This window comes from Antribacter gilvus, assembly GCF_003946865.1.
GTDB classification, from domain to species: domain Bacteria; phylum Actinomycetota; class Actinomycetes; order Actinomycetales; family Cellulomonadaceae; genus Antribacter; species Antribacter gilvus.
This window is the reverse complement of the sequence record NZ_QXTH01000001.1, coordinates 521,214-538,416: the sequence shown is the minus strand read 5'-3', so window position 1 is coordinate 538,416 and position 17,203 is coordinate 521,214. Positions and strand designations below refer to the sequence as shown.

The window sequence follows — 17,203 nt, the reverse complement described above, 5'->3', positions numbered from 1 at the left end:
CGGCCCGACCCGGTCGCGGAGCCGGCGACGGCCCCTTGCCGACCCGTCGCCGACCGATCAGGCCGTCCGGACGGTGACCGACGCCGCGCCCGGTCCCCCCGCGACGGTCCACACGCGGCCTCGCCCCAGCACGGCCTGCGACCCGTCGGACCGCACCACGAGCGTGGAGTCCTCGTCGATCGCCTCGGCGACCGGTACCACCCCGCGCTGCACGACGGCGACCGCCCGGCTCAGCGTCCCCGCCTGGGCGGCGTGCACGTCCACGGCGAACCGGACGAGACCGAGGCCGTCGAGCACGGTGACCTCGTCCAGTCCTTCGGACCACTCCTCCGGGCAGACGGGACGGCCGTCCGCGCACCAGCCGCCCACGATCGCCCGGTCGGGGGCGATCATTGCGCCCGCTGAGAACCCGAGGTAGGGCACGCCGTCGGCCACGGCGGTGCGGATCGCGCCGGCGACGGGGTGCAGAGCGTCGAGGTACACGGGCGTCGGGCCGCCGCCGACGACGATGCCGGCATATCCCGCGAGATCCGGCGACGGGTGCTCTGGGCCGACCGGCACGAGCACCGGCTCGACGCCCTCCCGCGCGAGCAGTGCCGCGTACACCGGGAAGAAGTAGGCGGCACTCTCGCCGACGTCGGCACAGACCACGGCGACACGCGCCCGGCCGCCGGGCTTGCCGCCGCACTCGTCGAGGAACTGGTCGACGGCCGTCCGGTCCGTCACGGTGTCGGGCCCGCCGCCCACCAGGTAGACGCTCATGCCGGGAACGCTACCGGCGAGCCGGAGCCACCTCCGCTACTTTCGTAAACTGCATGCTAGCGTGCAGTTTATGAAAGTAGCGGCCCCCACCCTCCTTCCGCTCCTGCGGTCCCGGACACAAGGCGACGTCATGGCCGAGGTACTCCTGAACCCGGACCGCGAGCACAGCATCAGCGGCATCGCCTCGCGCGTCGGCTCCTCGGCTACCAACGTCCTGCGGGAGATCGAACGCCTCGAAGCGGCGGGCCTCGTCAGCACGAGGAAGCGCGGGAACACCCGCCTTGCACATGCGGTGACGGACGGCCCGGTCTACGGTCCTCTAGTACAACTACTGGCCGTCACGTTCGGGCCTCGCGCGGTGCTCCGCGACCTCTTGATCGACGTCGACGGTATCGAGCGAGCGTTCATCTACGGCTCGTGGGCAGCCCGGTACCACGAGGTCTCGGGTGCCGTTCCCGGCGACATCGACGTCCTCGTCGTCGGGACGCCGAACCGCGACGCACTCACGGACGCCATCGAGGCGGCCGAGCGGTCCCTCCACCGTGAGGTCAACGTGCGCCGCGTCTCGCCACAGGCCTGGGCGGGCGACGACGGCCCGTTCAAGCGCACGGTCATGAGCTCACCGATCGTGGAGCTCGTCGACAACAGAGGAGAAGTGGATGAGAGAAGGCACGACAGGGAGGACCCGATGGCCGGTCGGTGAGGCGGAGGTCCAGAACCTCATCGACGAGGGCGAGCTCGGGCCCAATGCTCGCAAGGTCGTGCGATCGTTCAGAACTCTTCGGCTCCGTCGGCACGACTCCGAGTACCCGGGCGTCCAGACCCCGCCCGTCACCTCCGAAGAGGCGAGTCTGGCCCTCGAGGACTCCCAGGACATCGTCGACGCCATGCGACGCTTCCTGTCGAGTGTGGGCCGATGGCGTGCGTGAGATCGGCGCGACGACGTCCAGGGTCAGACCAGCGGCATCCGGCCGCACAACTAGGCTGGTCCGCGTGAGCACGAGCACCGCACTCCCCCGCAAGGTCTCCGAGACGTTCGCCCCCTCCCTCTGGCGGGACGTCGCCGGCTTCGATGACCTCACGGACATCACGTACCACCGCGGTCATGACCACGGGGCCGGCCGGGACCTGCCGGTGGTCCGTGTCGCGTTCGACCGGCCGGAGGTGCGCAACGCGTTCCGCCCGCACAGCGTCGACGAGCTGTACCGGGTGCTGGACCACGCGCGCATGACGAGCGACGTCGGCACGGTGCTGATCACCGGCAACGGTCCTTCCCCGCGCGACGGCGGCTGGGCGTTCTGCAGCGGCGGCGACCAGCGCATCCGCGGCCGCGACGGCTACCGCTACGCGGACACCGAGACGGCGGACAGCATCGACCCGGCCCGGGCCGGCCGCCTCCACATCCTCGAGGTGCAGCGCCTGATCCGCACCATGCCGAAGATCGTGATCGCCGTGGTGGACGGCTGGGCCGCGGGCGGCGGGCACTCGCTCCACGTCGTGGCCGACCTGTCGATCGCCTGCCGCGAGCACGGCAAGTTCAAGCAGACCGACGCGAACGTCGGGTCCTTCGACGCCGGCTACGGGTCCGCCTACTTCGCCCGTCAGGTGGGCCAGAAGCGCGCCCGCGAGGTGTTCTTCCTCGCCCGCGAGTACTCGGCCGACGACGCCGAGCGCTGGGGCGCGGTCAACGAGGTCGCGGAGCACGCGGACGTGGAGTCGCTGGCGCTCGAGTACGCCCGCACCATCGCCACGAAGTCGCCGCAGGCGGTCCGGATGCTCAAGTTCGCCTTCAACCTGGCCGACGACGGCATCGCCGGCCAGCAGGTCTTCGCCGGCGAGGCCACGCGGCTCGCTTACATGACCGACGAGGCCGTGGAGGGGCGCGACGCCTTCCTGGAGCGCCGCGACCCGGACTGGTCCGGCTTCCCGTACTACTACTAGACCTTGATGTGCCGCACTGGCGTGGTCACCCTGAGTGACGTCGTGTACTCAGCGTGACAACGCCAGTGGCGCAACCTGTTCTCGGCCGACGCCACCTCATCGCCAGGCCACCCCGGCCACCGCCCGGCCATCGCCGACCCACAGGCCAGCGCGCGTGACCCGCGATCAGGAGATCGCCCAGCTCCCCGAGCCCCGCGGGACCAGCTCCACCCACGTGTTCCCCTGCTCGAGCTTGACCGGCGTCCCGTCCGCCAGCGTCAGGACGATCGGCGCGTCCAGCGCGGCCTTGGACCACAGGACGGGAACCGACTTTCCCAGCGCGGCCACCACACCCTCGCCCGACCCGATCAGCTGCGTCTCGGGGACAGGAGCCCCGGAGGGGTCGCGGAACGGGGTGTTGACCACCTCGACGGAGAGCAGCACGAGGTTGGTGGCGGCATGCCGGGCACCCGACGTCGACACCGACGCCCGAGAGCCCTCGCTCCGCACGTACGCCGTGCCGTCCCACTCCCAGAGCGACCGGTGCGCGCGCGACATCGTGACGTCGAGCCGCCCACCCGGCCCGCCGACCGTGGCGGCCGTGCTCTTGCCCGCGGCACGCCCGTAGGCGAACTGCGCGGGCGGCGGCACCGCGCGGGCCCCGTCGGCCTGCGCCCAGAACGCGGCCGGGTCGCCGATGACGTTGTGCGGCGCCCTGCGGCTCCGGTCACGTCGGAAGCCGGCGTGGCCCAAGTCCATGATCACGGACTGGATCCCCGCCGCCCCCACGGCGTCGATGTACTGCTGCTGCGCACCCGAGTACGCGAGGATCGGCCGCATCGGTGCCACGATCGCCGGGTCCATGGGCCGCACCGAACGCACCGGCTCCACCGCTGCCGGTACCTGGGAGTGGTAGACGGCGACGAAACGGGTGATCCCGCCCTCCACCACCTCCTCCCACACGATGTCGGCGTGCTCGAGGCCCGTCTGGGGGCGCGACTGCGACGAGTTCTCGATCTTGATCGCCAGGGCAGGCCGCGCCGCCACCTCCGCCGTCGGCTGCCCGGTCAGCGGCCAGACGACCGGGACCACAGGCTGCGGCGGCGCAGCCTTGGCGGCAACCACGACGGCGGGCACGGTGACCGTCGGCGCGACCTGAGGCTCCTCCGGCTCCGAGGTACAGCCGGCAGCCACGAGAGCCAGGGCCAGCGACACGGCAGCCATGGCCGCACGACGCGAACCAGCCGGCGGTCCCACGACCGGACCCGCACCTCGGACGGTGAGCCGCAACCCCGCGACACCCCTGTTGACCATGCCTGATGTCCCCCGTCGGTCGGCTTGACGCGGCCACACTACATCGCCCGGATAGCCTGAGCCGGTGACACCGGACCTCCTCGAGACACTGTCCGCCGTGCGGGCTGCGCTCGCGGGCGGTCCGGCGTTCGCCCCGCAGCCTCGGCTCCACGACGACCCCGTCCCGGATGGCACCGCCCTCGTCCTGCGCACGTCCGGATCCACCGGGACACCCCGGGAGGTGGCGCTCAGCGCGGAGGCCCTCCGCGCGTCCGCGGTGGCCACCCACGAGCGCCTCGGCGGCCCCGGGCGCTGGCTCCTGGTGCTCCCGCCCACGCACGTCGCGGGCGTGCAGGTCGTGACCCGCACGGTCGTCGCGGGCACCGAGCTCGTCGCCGCGCCGGACGGGCCGTTCACCGCCGACGGCTTCGCCGCCATGGCCGCGCCGTTCCTCGCCGCGCCGGGCCGGGCCTACGTCTCGCTCGTGCCCACCCAGCACCATCGGCTCGTCGAGGCGGCCGACGCCGGCGCCCCCGCAGGCCTCCGCGCCCTCGCAGGGTTCGACGCGGTGCTGGTCGGCGGCGCAGCGACGCCCGCCCCTCTGCTCGCGCGCGCCCGCTCGGCGGGCGTGCGTGTTGTGACGACGTACGGCATGTCCGAGACGAGCGGTGGCTGCGTCTACGACCGGGTCCCCTTGCCCGGTGTCCGGGTCCGGGTCGTCGACGGGGTCGTCGAGCTCGCGGGCCCCGTCCTCGCGACCGGGTACGTCGGGGACGACGACGCCACGGCCGCCGCCTTCCGCACCGGTCCCGGGGGCACGCGCTGGTTCCGCACCTCCGACCTGGGCGCCCTCGACGGCTCGGGCATGCTGACGATCCTCGGCCGGGCCGACGACGTCGTGGTCACCGGCGGCGTCAACGTCGCACCGGCGGCGGTCGAGTCGGTGCTCGCGGAGCTGTTCGCCGTCCGCCCCGGCCTCCTGGCCCCCTCGGGTGGCTCGCCCGGGACGAGCGGCGAGGTCTGCGTCCTCGGGGTCCCCGACGGCGAGTGGGGGCAGGTGGTCGTCGCCGTCGTGTCGTCCGGCGTCGGCCCGCTGCGGATCGCGCCGGACGCGCTGACCGCCGAGGCCCGGACCGCCGTCGCGGCCCGGCTGGGCCGGGCCGCCGCCCCGCGGGAGGTCTACCTGACCGACGCGCTGCCCACCCGGGGTCCCGGCAAGGTGGACCGCCGTGCCGTGGCGGAGTCCGTCGCCGCGACGCGGTGAGCCGGCTCCGGCCGCGCATTCGGTCCCGGGCCAGGGCGGGACGTACCGTGACGTCGACGCCCGGGCGCCGGAACTCTGCAGGGATCCCGGGGCGTTGGGCAGCATGGTGAACCTCAGGACAAGGAGCAGGTAGATGGCGACAGCCGCCGAGTGGATCTCCGGGGCACGGCCCCGCACGCTGCCGGCGGCGGCGGCGCCCGTGCTGGTCGGCACCGGCGCCGCGGCCCAGGTGGGCGAGGCCGCCCTGGGGCCGGCGGTGCTGGCCCTCGGGGTCGCCCTGGCCCTCCAGGTGGGCGTCAACTACGCCAACGACTACTCGGACGGCGTGCGCGGCACCGATCTCGACCGGGTCGGGCCTCTGCGGCTCACGGCCTCCGGGGCCGCTGCACCGAAGCAGGTGCGGAACGCCGCCTTCGGTGCGTTCGGCGTCGCGGGCGTGCTCGGCGTCCTGCTGTGCGCGGTCAGCGGTCACTGGTGGCTGCTGGCCGTCGGCGCGCTGAGCATGCTCGCCGCCTGGTACTACACGGGCGGACGCCGTCCCTACGGCTACCTGGGCCTCGGCGAGGTCGGGGTGTTCGTCTTCTTCGGTCTCGTGGCCGTGCTCGGCACCACCTACACGCAGGCCGACCGGGTGACGTGGCCGGCAGTGCTCGGCGCCGTGGGCGTGGGCCTTCTCGCGTGCGCGCTGCTCATGGTCAACAACCTGCGCGACATCCCCACCGACGTCCTCGCCGGCAAGCGCACGCTCGCCGTCCGGCTCGGCGACTTCCGCGCCCGCCGGGCCTACGTGGGGCTCCTCTGGGTGCCGGTGCTGCTGGGCATGGCGTGCGCGTTCTGGGCGCCGTGGTCGCTGGCCACGGTGCTCCTGCTCGGACCCGCCGCGCTCCTGGCACTGCCCGTCGTGGCGGGCGCCCGAGGCCGCCTGCTCATCCCGGTGCTCGCCGGGACCGGCATGTTCGAGCTCGGCTACGGCGTGCTGCTGGGCATCGGCCTGGCGATCTGACGCCGCACTCGGCGGGGCCGCCGTGCCGAGGTAGTCAGCTGGTCCGCGGGTCGTCGTCGCGCAGGCGCGCATCCACCGCGGCGTCCTCGACGTCGGCGTCGTCGACAGCCTCGCGGGTGAAGCCGCGCGCCGCCGGGTCCCCGGCCGCCGCGCGGCCCGAGCGCTCCGCCAGCCATCGGGCGGACGCGTCCCGCGGCCCTCGCAGGAGCAGGTAGGACAGCGCGAACGCGAGGACCGCTGCGACGAGGACGAGCAGCCAGTCCCGCAGGCCCACCCAGTAGAGGGCGAGCACGAGGACGGCGAACAGGCCGACCCGGAGCAGGGAGTAGACAAGGAGAGGCACCCCTCCAGAGTAGGCGCTGCGCGGCCCCGGACGGTCGGGCGGCTGGGACGGCCTAGGCTGGGGTCATGCTTCGCGTGGTCGCTACCCTCCTGGTGATCGGCCTCGTCGTCTACGCGCTGGTGGATCTCGCCGGCGCCGAGGAGGACGAGCTCAGGGGCCTGCCCAAGTGGTTGTGGGTCATCCTCATCATCTTCCTGCCCCTGGGCGGCGCCCTGGCCTGGATCGTGATGCGCGCGTCGAGCAGAGGGCGGCGCGTCGCGCCCCGGCCCGCTGGTGCACCGCCCGCACGCCAGGCACCGCCCCGGCGCACGGACGCACCGGTCGCCCCGGACGACGACCCCGAGTTCCTCTGGCTCCTCGAGCAGTCGCGGCGCAAGCGCGAGCGCGAGGCCGGGCCCGCGGCAGGCACCGGGGCGGACGACGACCCGACGGACGGCAACGACGACCCGACGGATGCGCCGAACGACCCGGACGACGGCAAGCCCAGGACGGGCTGAGGCTTCCGGCCGGTCAGCTTCGAGAACGCCATGAGGTATCGCCAGCAGCACGCCGGCGATACCTCATGGTGTTCTCGAAGCTGACGGCCCGATCGGCGGGCGAGGGCTCAGGACAAGCCCGAGTACGAGTGCATTCCGTCGAAGATCAGGTTCACGCCGGTGAAGTTGAACAGCACGCAGGCGTAACCGGCCACCACGAACCAGGCGGCACGGCGGCCGGACCAGCCGCGCGTGGTACGCGCGTGCAGGTAGGCGGCGTACACGACCCAGACCACGAAGGACCAGACCTCCTTGGGGTCCCAGCCCCAGTAGCGGCCCCACGCGTCCTCCGCCCAGATCGCGCCGCCGATGACGGTGAAGGTCCACAGCACGAAGCCCACGGCGTTCAGCCGGAACGACTGCGCCTCCAGCGCGTTCGGCGTCGGCGTGCTGTCGAGCCAGCCCCACCGCGGGTGCGCGAGCACCGCCGACCCGGCATCGCGCGAGTCGCGGAGCAGCTGCAGCGCCGACATCACGAACGCCACGGTGAAGGTTCCGGTCGCCGCGATCGCGACGCCCACGTGGATCACGAGCCAGTACTTCTGCAGTGCGGGCTGCACGCCCATGGCCTCGACGAAGAACACGTTCTGCGCGAGCAGCAGGAAGATCGTCCCGAGCCCGGTCACGAACGCACCCAGGTACCGCGCGTCGCGGCGCAGGTTCACGCCGAGGAAGACGGCCAGCGCCACGAACGTCCCGACGAGCGTGAACTCGTACATGTTGGCCCACGGGATGCGGCCGGCGGCGAGGCCGCGCAGCACGATCGCGGCGAGGAGCAGCGCGGTCCCCAGCCAGGAGACGGACATCCCGATCCCGGCGGCCTTCCGCGACACGGCGCCCGACGACGTCCCGGTCGCCTCGGGGGCACCGGAGCCGGCCGGCCCGTAGGCCGCCCCGGCCTCGGAGCCCGCGCCGACGTCGGCCGTGGCCCGCGTCTGCGCCCCTGCCCGGGCCTCGTCCCGCGCGTCGACCTTGGCTCCGGAGAGTCGCGCGAGGTCGGTCGCGAACGCGACGAGGGCGACGGCGAACGCCGTCGCGGCAGCCCAGACGAGCAACTCGCTCAGCTCGGCGATCTGCATGGTCAGCCTTCCGTACGAGGGGTGGTCGTGGAACGGGTGGAGCCCGGCACCGCGCCGAGCGCCCGCTCGACCTCGCCGTCCAGCCCGGCGTCGTCCCCGCGAGCGAGGCCCGCGACCTCGACCACCGTAGCGCCGTCGGCCACCTGGGCACGCGCCCAGACCCGGCGACGCGGAGTGAAGAGCGACACGGTGAGACCGCCGAGGGCGGCGAGGGCGAACGTGAGGACGAAGGCGAGCGACGGGTCGTGGCGCAGGTCGAGCGCGACGTACCGGGGGATGTCCGCGCCGAGGCTCACGGTTCCGAGCCCGTCGGGCAGCTCGACCGTGTCCCCCGGCCGGAGCAGCACCTTGACGCGCTCGCCCGTGTCCTCGACCGACGGCGTGAGCGTGGCGGTGTCGAGGCGGTAGACGTTCTGCGGCACACCCTCGTCGAGCCCGAGGTCGCCGCGGTAGACCTCGAGGATCAGCAGCGGGTCGGTGGGCAGCGGGAAGCCGGACCGCGCCGACCCGTCCGCCTCGATCATCGCCGTCGGCAGGAAGTACCCGACGAGGCCGATCTGGTCGAGCCCGGGAGACACGTCGGGCACCTTGACGACGCCGCGCGACGTGTAGTTGACGTCCTCCGGCAGGAACGGCACGCGCTGCGAGAACGCGACCTCCCCGGCGGCGTCGGTCACCGTGAGCTCCGGCGCGAAGCCGTTGCCCTGCAGGTAGATCTTGGCCCCGTCGACCACGAGCGGGTGGTTCACCTTGACGGTCTCGGGCCGCGTCTCGCCCGACGGCTCCGTGATCGTCACGTGCGCCGTGAAGTCGCGCGCCTGCCCGAACGCCGCCACGTCGCTGGTCTCGAACTCCGAGTCGAAGGAGTCCAGCGTCATCGCGAACGGCGTGAGCGTCGACGGCTCGAACCACGACCCGTTCTCGAACGTGTCGTAGTCGACGACGGCGTTCGCGAAGCCGCGGCCCTCCGTGACGATCGCCTGGCCGCGGTAGTGCAGCATCTGCCCGGTCGCGACGGAGACGAGCAGGCCGACGAGCGCCAGGTGGAAGACGAGGTTGCCGGTCTCGCGCAGGTAGCCCCGCTCGGCGCTGAGCTCGTGCCCGCGCACGTCGACCCGGAACGCCGGCAGCCAGGGGCGCCCGCGCAGGTGGGCCGCGACCGCGGCCATCGCCTCGTCCGGTGTGGCGTCCGTGATCGCCGTGCCCTGGGCGGGGAAGCGGGAGAACCGCGACGGCACGCGTGGCGGCCGGTCGCGGAGGTTGCGCCAGTGCGCCGCCGACCGCGGCAGGATGCATCCCACCAGCGACACGAACAGCAGCAGGTAGATCGCCGAGAACCACGGCGACGTGTACACCTCGAAGAACCCGGCCCGGTCGAGCCACTCGCCCGCGGTGGGGTGGTCGGCCAGGTAGGTGAGCACGGCGGCCGGGTCCTGGTTGCGCTGCGGCAGCACGGACCCCGGCACGGCCGCGACGGCCAGCAGCATGAGCAGCATGAGCGCCACGCGCATCGAGGTGAGCTGGCGCCAGGTCCAGCGCAGGGTCCCCACCCAGCCGAGCCGAGGCAGCCCCTGCCCGCTCTCGCTGCCGGGCCCGCCCGGCCCCTTCTCGCTGCCCGACGCCGGTCGCTCGCCCCGGGCGGCGTCGTCACCGACACCGCGGTCGCCCTCGGCGAAGGCGTCCGAGATCCCCTCGGGGACGTACTTCGTCTCGCGCATCAGAGCACCGTCTCGAACCCGACGATCCAGCCCTGCATCAGCCCGGTCACGTGGCCCCACAGGCCGGTGACGAGCGCGAGGCCGACGAGCACCAGCAGGCCTCCGCCCACCCGCATCATGGCGAGGCGGTGCCGGCGCAGGAAGCCCATCATCCGCTCCGAGCTCTGCAGACCGAGGGCCACGAGCAGGAACGGCACGCCGAGCCCCACGCAGTAGGCCACGCCCAGGAGCGCCCCGCGCCCCGCCGACGCCTCGTCGAGGGCGAGCGCCTGGACCGCGCCGAGGGTGGGTCCGATGCAGGGCGTCCACCCGAGCCCGAAGACGACGCCGAGGAGCGGCGCGCCCCACAGCCCCGCGCGGGGGTTCACGTGAAACCGCGCCTCGCGCTGCAGGAACGGGATGGCGCCGAGGAACGCGAGGCCGAGCAGCACCACGACGACCCCGAGCACGCGGGTGAGGACGTCCTCCCAGCGCACGAGGTACACGCCCACGGCACCCGCCGCCGTCATGAGCGACACGAAGACGGCGGTGAAGCCCAGCACGAACAGCCCCACACCCAGCACGACCCGGCCGCGGCCCGGCTGGACCCGGACGCCGACGAGGCGACCGCCCGGGGCGCGCTCCGCCGTCGTGCCCCCGGCTGTGACCCCGGTGGTGGCCGCCGCCGTGACCCCCGCCATGCCGCTCACGTAGCCCACGTAGCCCGGGACCAGCGGGAGCACGCACGGGGACGCGAACGAGACCACGCCGGCGAGCAGCGCGACCGGGACGGCGAGCAGCAGGGAGCCGCTGAACGCGGTGACGGCGAAGCCGTCGCCCACGGACGCGGCCCCGACGAGGACGGGAACCATCACGCGGCCTCCGCGAGGAGGTCCTCGACGAGGGTCTCGAGGGTGGACCGGTCGATCTGGCCGATGATCCGTGCGGCGACCATGCCCTCGGCGTCGAGCACCACGGTGGAGGGCACGGCCTGCAGCGGCACGACGCCGGACAGCGCCGCGCGGACGGTGGCCGAGCGGTCGTCGACGCTCGGGTACGGCACCTCGAAGGTGCGCTCGAAGGCCTGGGCCGTGGGCGCCTCGTCCCGCGTGTTGATCCCGAGGAACTTCACGCCGTCCGGCTCGAAGGTGGTGGCGAGCTCCGCGAGGTCGCTCGCCTCCGCCCGGCAGGGCGGGCAGCCCGCGTACCAGGTGTTGAGGACGACGACGTCCCCGGTCCACTCCGTCACGTCCACGGCGTTGCCGGCGAAGTCGGTGCCGGCCACCGTCACGGGGCCCTCGCGCTCGCCCAGGTCCCAGGTCTGCACCGAGCCGTCGCCCGAGACGTACCCCTGGCCGACGGCGTCCGTGCTCGCCCCGGAGTCGCTCGTGCAGGCGGCGAGCGTGGCCGCCAGGGCCAGGACCGCGCCCGCGGCGACGGCCCGGCGCGTGGCGGACCGCCGCGGCCTGCGGATCGCCGCCACCGTCACGCCCCGGGGACCGGGCTGGCGCCCGGCAGGAGGTCGGCGACCGGCTCGCTGTAGTGCAGCCGCACGAACCGGTCGTCCTCGAACGTCAGGGACGTCAGGGAGGCGAGGGTGCACTGGCGGTTGCGCGGGTCGTGCCAGAGGCGGCGGCCCTCGAAGCTGGAGCGGGTGAGCCAGACGGGCAGCTGGTGGCTGACCAGCACGATCTCGTGCCCCTCGACCGCGCGACGGGCGTCCTCCACGGCGGCGCGCATGCGCGCGACCTGTGCCGTGTACGGCTCGCCCCACGACGGGAGGAACGGGTTCCAGACGTGCCGCCAGTGCTTCGGGTGCTTGAGCGATCCCTCGCCCACACCGAAGGTGAGGCCCTCGAAGTGGTTCTGCGCCTCGATCAGGCGGTCGTCGGTGGCGAGCTCCAGGCCCAGCGTCTCGACGAGCGGAGCGGCGGTCTCCTGCGCCCGCTGCAGCGGGGAGGCGACGACACGCACGACGTCGCGGTCCTGGTCCACCAGGTGCTTGGCCACCCTGCGGGCCATCTCGTGCCCGAGCTCGGAGAGCCCGTAGCCGGGCAGACGACCGTAGAGCACGCCCTGGGGGTTGAAGACCTCGCCGTGCCGGAGCAGATGGACCGTGGTGGAGACCATGGCCCCCATTCTCCCATCCGGGACGGGGTGCTGCGTGCGCCCCGAAACGGCGTCAGGACGGTGATTACGTCACATCGCGCCGGACCGGGCGGGCGCGCCTACTGTCGCGAGCAGGAGCGGCCCGCACGTCGCGGCGCCCACCACACCCACCGACGGTTTGAAGGAGACACCCATGGCCAGGTCCACCGCGAGCGTCCCCGCGGGCGCCCCGACGACAGGGACCGCGCCGTCGGTCCCGAGCCCCACGCTCACCGGCCGCCTGGCGGCCGAGGCGCTGGGGACGTTCCTCCTCGTGCTGGGCGGCGTCGGCACCGCGGTGTTCGCCGCGAACTTCCCCGACGCCGAGTCGAACACGCTCGGGGTGGGCTTCCTCGGCGTCGCCCTCGCGTTCGGGCTGACGGTCCTCGTCGGCGCGTACGCGTTCGGGCCGGTGTCCGGCGGGCACTTCAACCCCGCGGTGACGCTCGGCCTCGCGGCCGCGGGCCGGTTCGCCTGGCGGGACGCGCCCGGCTACCTCGTGGCGCAGCTGGTCGGTGGCGTGATCGGTTCCAGCGTCGTCGCGGCGATCGCGGCCGGCGGCGAGGGCGACTTCTTCACCGCCGCACGCGAGGGTGGGTTCGCCTCGAACGGGTTCGGGGAGCACTCGCCCGGCGGCTTCGGCCTCGGCGCGGCGATCCTCACGGAGGTGGTCCTGACGGCCGTGTTCCTGCTGGTCATCCTGGGCACCACGGCGCGGGTCGCGGCACCTGGCCTCGCGCCGCTCGCGATCGGCCTGTCGCTGACGCTCATCCACCTGATCTCGATCCCGGTGACGAACACGTCGGTGAACCCGGCCCGGTCGCTCGCCTCGGCGATCTGGGGCGGGGGCGACGCCCTGGCCCAGCTCTGGGTGTTCCTCGTGTTCCCGGTCGTGGGCGGGCTGGTCGCCGGGTTCCTCTACCGGCCGCTGTTCGGGCGGTCCATGACGGAGTAGTCCCGCCGTGGAGTACCCGCACGGCACCCGGAGGGGCGCATCGTCAGCAGTCGGTGCGCCCCTTCGGCGTGCCCGTCGCCTCGGTCGCCGCCCGGCCCGCGGCGGCGACCTTCGCCATGACCCGGCCCAGCACCTCGAACTCCTCCGGCTCCAGCACGTCGACCATCAGCCGGCGCACCGCCCGCACGTGGCCGGGGGCGGCGTCGACGAGAGCCGCGTACCCGGCGTCGGTCAGCCGGCAGTTCACCCCCCGCCGGTCCCCCGACGCGGCGCAGCGGTACACGAGCCCGCGCTCCTCCATGCGGGCGACCGTGTGGCTCAGCCGGCTCCGGGACACCACGAGCCCGTCCGCGAGCGCCGACATGCGCAGCGTGCGGTCCGGCTGCTCCGACAGCTTCACCAGGAGCCCGTACTCGCCGAGGCTCAGCGGCAGCTCCGCCGCGTGGATGGACTCGAGCGCCTCGACGAAGCGCGCGGTCCCCTCGAGGTAGCTCCGCCAGATGTCCTGCTGGTCCGCGTCGAGCCAGCGGACCTCGTCCTCGTTCGTCATGCGCCTGATCCGAGCCTCCTCGTTCTGCCTGGGAATAAGGTACGCGACCCGCTATGTTGAGCCCTCGGAAGGTAGTTGAGCCATCAACTACACGACTCGTCCCGAGGGGAAAACTCATGGCTACTCCGCTGCCCGCCGGCCTCACCGCCGGTGCCTACGACATCGACGCCTCGCACTCCACCGCGTCCTTCCAGGTCCGCCACGCGGGCATCGCCAAGGTGCGCGGCACGATCGCGATCACGTCCGGCTCCATCGTGGTGGGCGACGACCTGGAGTCCTCCAGCGTCACCGCCGAGCTCGACGCCGCTTCGGTGAACACCGGCGACGCGAACCGCGACGGCCACCTCAAGAGCGCCGACTTCTGGCACGCCGAGGAGAACCCGGTGTGGTCCTTCGCCTCGACCGGCATCCGTGCCGACGGCGACGACTACATCGTGGCGGGCGGCCTGACGATCAACGGCATCACGCAGGCCGTCGAGCTCAAGACGGAGTTCGAGGGCACCGCCGTGGACCCGTTCGGCAACTCCCGCGCCGGCTTCGCCGCCGAGCTCGAGATCTCGCGCAAGGACTTCGGGCTGACCTGGAACGCCGCCATCGAGGGCGGTGGCGTCCTGGTGGGCGACAAGGTGAAGATCGCGCTGGACGTCTCGGCGATCGCCAAGGGCTGACCCCCTCACTCACCCTCCGCTGTGGGTATGGCTGTGGCGGCAGCTCCGGTCGGAGCTGCCGCCACAGCCATACCCACAGCGTTGCGGGGGGTGGGGACTAGAGGGCCGCCGCGCGCGTGGCCGCGTGGAACGCCAGGATCTGCAGCTCCCCGCCCACGTCCACCGAGCGCACCACCACGTCGTCCGGCACCTGGAGCGCCACAGGCGCGAAGTTGAGGATCTCCCGCACGCCCGCCGCGACCACGCGGTCGGCGATCTCCTGGGCGGCCTGCGCGGGCGTGGCGAGCACGACCATCGAGACCCCGGCCTCGTCGATCACCTCGGCCACCTGGTCGATGTGCTGCACGGTCAGTCCCGCCGCCTCGGTGCCCACCACGGCCGGGTCGGCGTCGAGCAGGGCGGTCACCTGGAAGCCACGCGCCGCGTAGCCCGAGTAGTTCGCCAGGGCGTGGCCGAGGTTGCCGATGCCCACGATCGCCAGCCGGTGCTCGGTCTCGAGCCCCAGGGCGACGGTGATGTACGAGGCGAGCGACTCGACGTCGTACCCCACGCCCCGCGTGCCGAACGATCCGAGGTAGGACAGGTCCTTGCGGAGCTGCGCCGAGCTCACGCCCGACCGGTCGGCCAGCTCGGACGACGACGTCGTCGTCACCCCTTGGGCCGCCAGGTCGCGCAGGGCGCGTAGGTAGTACGGCAGTCTCGCGACCGTCGCTCCGGGTACTGCGGCATCGCTGGGCTCGCTCACCACGTGCTGCTCCCCTCTCCCCGACCGCACCGTCGGGGCGACTCGCACACACTCGCTGGACAGATCATGCCAGTCGCCTGGCCAGGCGCGTCGCATCCACGCGCCAGAATCCCTGCTGGACGCCGTCGACCTCGACGACCGGTACGTACTCGCCGTACTTCTCCACCAGCGCGGGATCGTCGTCGATGTCGATCTCGCGCCAGCGGGCGCCCGTCTGCGCGCACACCTGCACCACGACCGCTCGTGCGTCGTCGCACAGGTGGCACCCGTCGCGGGTGTACAGCACCACGCGGGCCTCGCCCTGCTTCCCGTCCACGGGACGAGGTTACGGCAGTGCGCCGGGCACCTTCGAAGCGGCGGCCACACGCCCCGGCACGGGACGCAGCCTGCCGTCGGCCCACCGCAGGCCCCAGGCCAGGGCGAGGAAGACGACGGCGACCATCGCCGCGTTGAGGATCGCCCGCGTCAGCCCGATCTCGGTGACGTCCAGGAACGGGTAGGGGTACCAGCCGGTGGCCGCGCCGCGCACGAACGTGTAGACCAGCCACGCCAGCGGGAAGGCCACGGACCACCACACGGTCGCCGTGTCGATGCGCGGGCGCGGGCCCATCCACAACCAGACCACGACCGCGAGGACCGGCGCCGCCGTGTGGAGCAGGAAGTTCGAGAACGGGGTCGAGGTCAGCGAGGGCAGGCCGACCAGCACGGTGTTGAAGACGATCCCGGTCACCGCGATGCAGAGCAGGGCGTCCAGCCGGACGACCCGGAAGATCCGCCCGTCCCGGCCCGGGCGCGGCGCGAGGAGCAGCGAGACGACGCCGATCAGGATGTTGGACTGGATCGTGAAGAAGCTGAACAGCCGGACGATCCGCTCGGCGTGCGAGGGCGCCGCACCGGCACCGCCCGCGACGGCGGCGGTCAGCTCCATCGCGAAACCGGCCAGGGCGGCGAGCCCCACCAGGAGGTGGAGCGTCCGGGCGAGGACGGCGGGGTCGGTCGGGCGGCGCGTGTCTGTCACCTGCTGGTTGTACCAGTGACCTCGTGCGAGCGCTGCCCGGCGCGCGGATATTGTGGTCCGCATGTCGACGCTCCCCCCGTCCGCCACCGCGGCGTTCTTCGACGTCGACAACACGATCATCCGGGGCGCCAGCGCCTTCCACCTCGCCCGCGCCGCCTACCAGCGGCGGTTCTTCGGCACGCGCGACCTCCTGCGGTTCGCCGCCATCCAGGCCCGCTACGTGCTGTTCGGCGAGTCCCGCGACCAGATCGACGTGGTGCGCGAGCGCGCGCTCTCCCTCATCGCCGGGCGCACGGTCGCCGAGGTCGCGACCCTGGGCGAGGAGGTGTACGACACCGTCCTGGCGCTGCGGATCTTCCCCGGCACCCGGCGCCTGCTGGCCGAGCACCTCGCCGCCGGCCACCAGGTCTGGCTCGTGACCGCGACGCCGGTCGAGATCGGCGCCCTCATCGCCCGCCGACTCGGCGCGACGGGCTGCCTGGGCACCATCCCCGAGCACCGGGACGGGTTCTACACCGGCCGGCTCATGGGCGACCTGATGCACGGCGAGGCCAAGGCGCAGGCCGTGCGCGAGCTCGCCGACAAGGAGGAGATCGACCTGAGCACCAGCTACGCCTACGGCGACTCGCTCAACGACCTCCCGATGATGCACACGGTGGGTCACCCGTGCCCCATCAACCCGGACCTCCGGCTGCGGCGGCACGCCCAGCACGTGGGCTGGCCCATCCGGGAGTTCCGGGGCCGCTCCCAGCGCGCCGCCGGGCGCGGGGTACGGACCGCCTCGTGGGCGGGCGCGGCCTGGGTCGCGGGGCTGGTGCTGCGCTCGCTGCGCCGCCGCCTGCGCGGCGGCTGACCCCCCTGCCCGGGACGGCTCACCCGCGGGACCTGTACGGCCCGGGCCCGGAAACGGGCCGAGCCCGGCGCCTTGGACAAGGCTCCGGGCTCGGCACAGGCACCCTCGCGGGTGCCGGCGTCACTTCTTGTTGCGGCGCTGGTGGCGCGTCTTGCGAAGCAGCTTGCGGTGCTTCTTCTTGGCCATACGCTTGCGGCGCTTCTTGATGACGGAGCCCATAGGTCCTCACAATGTTCGATCGGTCGGCGACAGCCCTGTCCGGGCCGCTCGGCGAGTTTGGTCCACGGTTGGTCGTGGACAGTTACGCCGATGAGGCGCAGGCCGACCAACACGAGAGGGAGTCCGTCCGCCAGGATACCCGCTCTCACG

At 73.2% G+C, this 17,203-nt stretch carries 21 protein-coding genes; 8 read left to right on the top strand and 13 right to left on the bottom strand.

The window, feature by feature from the left end; all coding sequences use genetic code 11:
• Positions 1 to 57: 57 nt before the first annotated feature.
• Positions 58 to 762 carry a Type 1 glutamine amidotransferase-like domain-containing protein gene (locus tag D1350_RS02330; protein ID WP_125773426.1) on the bottom strand — a complete coding sequence of 235 codons (705 nt, stop codon included), beginning with the start codon at positions 760 to 762 and terminating at the stop codon, positions 58 to 60.
• Between D1350_RS02330 and D1350_RS02325 the strand changes: the two genes are divergently transcribed.
• Both D1350_RS02325 and D1350_RS02320 read left to right on the top strand, forming a co-directional pair.
• Positions 761 to 1,465: a MarR family transcriptional regulator gene (locus D1350_RS02325; protein WP_206074390.1), complete on the top strand. Its 705-nt coding sequence runs from the start codon at positions 761 to 763 to the stop codon at positions 1,463 to 1,465. The two genes, D1350_RS02330 and D1350_RS02325, sit on opposite strands and share 2 nt — an antisense overlap.
• Before the next feature lie 290 nt (positions 1,466 to 1,755).
• Positions 1,756 to 2,703 carry a 1,4-dihydroxy-2-naphthoyl-CoA synthase gene (locus D1350_RS02320; protein WP_125773424.1) on the top strand — a complete coding sequence of 316 codons (948 nt, stop codon included), beginning with the start codon at positions 1,756 to 1,758 and terminating at the stop codon, positions 2,701 to 2,703.
• A 165-nt stretch (positions 2,704 to 2,868) separates the two neighbouring features.
• Here the strand turns inward: D1350_RS02320 and D1350_RS02315 are convergent, their stop codons facing one another.
• A complete protein-coding gene (locus D1350_RS02315; RefSeq protein ID WP_125773422.1) occupies positions 2,869 to 3,906 on the bottom strand; it encodes a DUF3048 domain-containing protein in 1,038 nt (345 codons plus the stop codon).
• 154 nt (positions 3,907 to 4,060) lie between these two features.
• Between D1350_RS02315 and D1350_RS02310 the strand changes: the two genes are divergently transcribed.
• Together D1350_RS02310 and D1350_RS02305 are read left to right on the top strand one after the other, a co-directional pair.
• A complete protein-coding gene (locus D1350_RS02310) occupies positions 4,061 to 5,239 on the top strand; it encodes an AMP-binding protein (protein WP_125773420.1) in 1,179 nt (392 codons plus the stop codon).
• A gap of 133 nt (positions 5,240 to 5,372) precedes the next feature.
• Positions 5,373 to 6,242 carry a 1,4-dihydroxy-2-naphthoate polyprenyltransferase gene (locus D1350_RS02305; RefSeq protein ID WP_125773418.1) on the top strand — a complete coding sequence of 290 codons (870 nt, stop codon included), beginning with the start codon at positions 5,373 to 5,375 and terminating at the stop codon, positions 6,240 to 6,242.
• Positions 6,243 to 6,276: 34 nt separating this feature from the next.
• Here D1350_RS02305 and D1350_RS02300 read toward each other — a convergent pair whose 3' ends face one another.
• Positions 6,277 to 6,585, bottom strand: a complete 309-nt coding sequence (locus tag D1350_RS02300; RefSeq protein ID WP_125773416.1) for a DUF4229 domain-containing protein — start codon at positions 6,583 to 6,585, stop codon at positions 6,277 to 6,279.
• A 65-nt stretch (positions 6,586 to 6,650) separates the two neighbouring features.
• Between D1350_RS02300 and D1350_RS02295 the strand changes: the two genes are divergently transcribed.
• On the top strand, positions 6,651 to 7,082 hold the full coding sequence (locus tag D1350_RS02295) for a PLD nuclease N-terminal domain-containing protein (RefSeq protein WP_125773414.1): 432 nt from the start codon (positions 6,651 to 6,653) through the stop codon (positions 7,080 to 7,082).
• Positions 7,083 to 7,189: 107 nt separating this feature from the next.
• Here D1350_RS02295 and ccsB read toward each other — a convergent pair whose 3' ends face one another.
• The 5 genes from ccsB to D1350_RS02270 are packed head-to-tail and all read right to left on the bottom strand — an operon-like array spanning position 7,190 to position 12,027.
• Entirely contained in the window at positions 7,190 to 8,200 is a 1,011-nt protein-coding gene (gene ccsB / locus D1350_RS02290; protein ID WP_125773412.1) for a c-type cytochrome biogenesis protein CcsB, read from the bottom strand.
• Positions 8,201 to 8,202: 2 nt separating this feature from the next.
• Positions 8,203 to 9,918, bottom strand: a complete 1,716-nt coding sequence (gene resB, locus D1350_RS02285) for a cytochrome c biogenesis protein ResB (protein ID WP_125773410.1) — start codon at positions 9,916 to 9,918, stop codon at positions 8,203 to 8,205.
• Complete coding sequence (locus D1350_RS02280) at positions 9,918 to 10,769, bottom strand: cytochrome c biogenesis CcdA family protein (protein ID WP_125773983.1); 852 nt, start codon at positions 10,767 to 10,769, stop codon at positions 9,918 to 9,920. Before D1350_RS02280 ends, resB begins: the two co-directional genes overlap by 1 nt.
• Positions 10,769 to 11,380: a TlpA family protein disulfide reductase gene (locus D1350_RS02275; protein ID WP_240643827.1), complete on the bottom strand. Its 612-nt coding sequence runs from the start codon at positions 11,378 to 11,380 to the stop codon at positions 10,769 to 10,771. The genes D1350_RS02280 and D1350_RS02275 overlap by 1 nt, the downstream gene beginning before the upstream one ends.
• Before the next feature lie 2 nt (positions 11,381 to 11,382).
• On the bottom strand, positions 11,383 to 12,027 hold the full coding sequence (locus D1350_RS02270) for a histidine phosphatase family protein (RefSeq protein ID WP_125773408.1): 645 nt from the start codon (positions 12,025 to 12,027) through the stop codon (positions 11,383 to 11,385).
• Positions 12,028 to 12,199: 172 nt separating this feature from the next.
• On the opposite strand from D1350_RS02270, the gene aqpZ reads away from it, so the two are divergent.
• Positions 12,200 to 13,000 (top strand): aquaporin Z, encoded by an 801-nt coding sequence (aqpZ, locus tag D1350_RS02265; protein WP_125773407.1) that lies wholly within the window; start codon positions 12,200 to 12,202, stop codon positions 12,998 to 13,000.
• A gap of 43 nt (positions 13,001 to 13,043) precedes the next feature.
• Here aqpZ and D1350_RS02260 read toward each other — a convergent pair whose 3' ends face one another.
• Positions 13,044 to 13,550 (bottom strand): MarR family winged helix-turn-helix transcriptional regulator, encoded by a 507-nt coding sequence (locus D1350_RS02260; RefSeq protein WP_125773405.1) that lies wholly within the window; start codon positions 13,548 to 13,550, stop codon positions 13,044 to 13,046.
• Between the two features lie 116 nt (positions 13,551 to 13,666).
• On the opposite strand from D1350_RS02260, the gene D1350_RS02255 reads away from it, so the two are divergent.
• Positions 13,667 to 14,218, top strand: a complete 552-nt coding sequence (locus D1350_RS02255; RefSeq protein WP_125773403.1) for a YceI family protein — start codon at positions 13,667 to 13,669, stop codon at positions 14,216 to 14,218.
• A gap of 97 nt (positions 14,219 to 14,315) precedes the next feature.
• On the opposite strand, the gene D1350_RS02250 is transcribed toward D1350_RS02255, so the two are convergent.
• The 3 genes from D1350_RS02250 to D1350_RS02240 form a co-directional block, all read right to left on the bottom strand.
• Complete coding sequence (locus D1350_RS02250; RefSeq protein WP_240643826.1) at positions 14,316 to 14,963, bottom strand: redox-sensing transcriptional repressor Rex; 648 nt, start codon at positions 14,961 to 14,963, stop codon at positions 14,316 to 14,318.
• 64 nt (positions 14,964 to 15,027) lie between these two features.
• The gene (locus D1350_RS02245; protein ID WP_240643825.1) at positions 15,028 to 15,279 is read right to left on the bottom strand and encodes a glutaredoxin family protein; all 252 of its coding nucleotides are present in this window, start codon (positions 15,277 to 15,279) and stop codon (positions 15,028 to 15,030) included.
• A gap of 9 nt (positions 15,280 to 15,288) precedes the next feature.
• Positions 15,289 to 15,981 carry a Pr6Pr family membrane protein gene (locus D1350_RS02240; RefSeq protein WP_125773399.1) on the bottom strand — a complete coding sequence of 231 codons (693 nt, stop codon included), beginning with the start codon at positions 15,979 to 15,981 and terminating at the stop codon, positions 15,289 to 15,291.
• A gap of 61 nt (positions 15,982 to 16,042) precedes the next feature.
• On the opposite strand from D1350_RS02240, the gene D1350_RS02235 reads away from it, so the two are divergent.
• A complete protein-coding gene (locus D1350_RS02235; RefSeq protein WP_125773397.1) occupies positions 16,043 to 16,834 on the top strand; it encodes an HAD family hydrolase in 792 nt (263 codons plus the stop codon).
• A gap of 120 nt (positions 16,835 to 16,954) precedes the next feature.
• Here the strand turns inward: D1350_RS02235 and D1350_RS02230 are convergent, their stop codons facing one another.
• Complete coding sequence (locus tag D1350_RS02230) at positions 16,955 to 17,053, bottom strand: 30S ribosomal protein bS22 (protein ID WP_003792170.1); 99 nt, start codon at positions 17,051 to 17,053, stop codon at positions 16,955 to 16,957.
• Positions 17,054 to 17,203 lie beyond the last annotated feature (150 nt).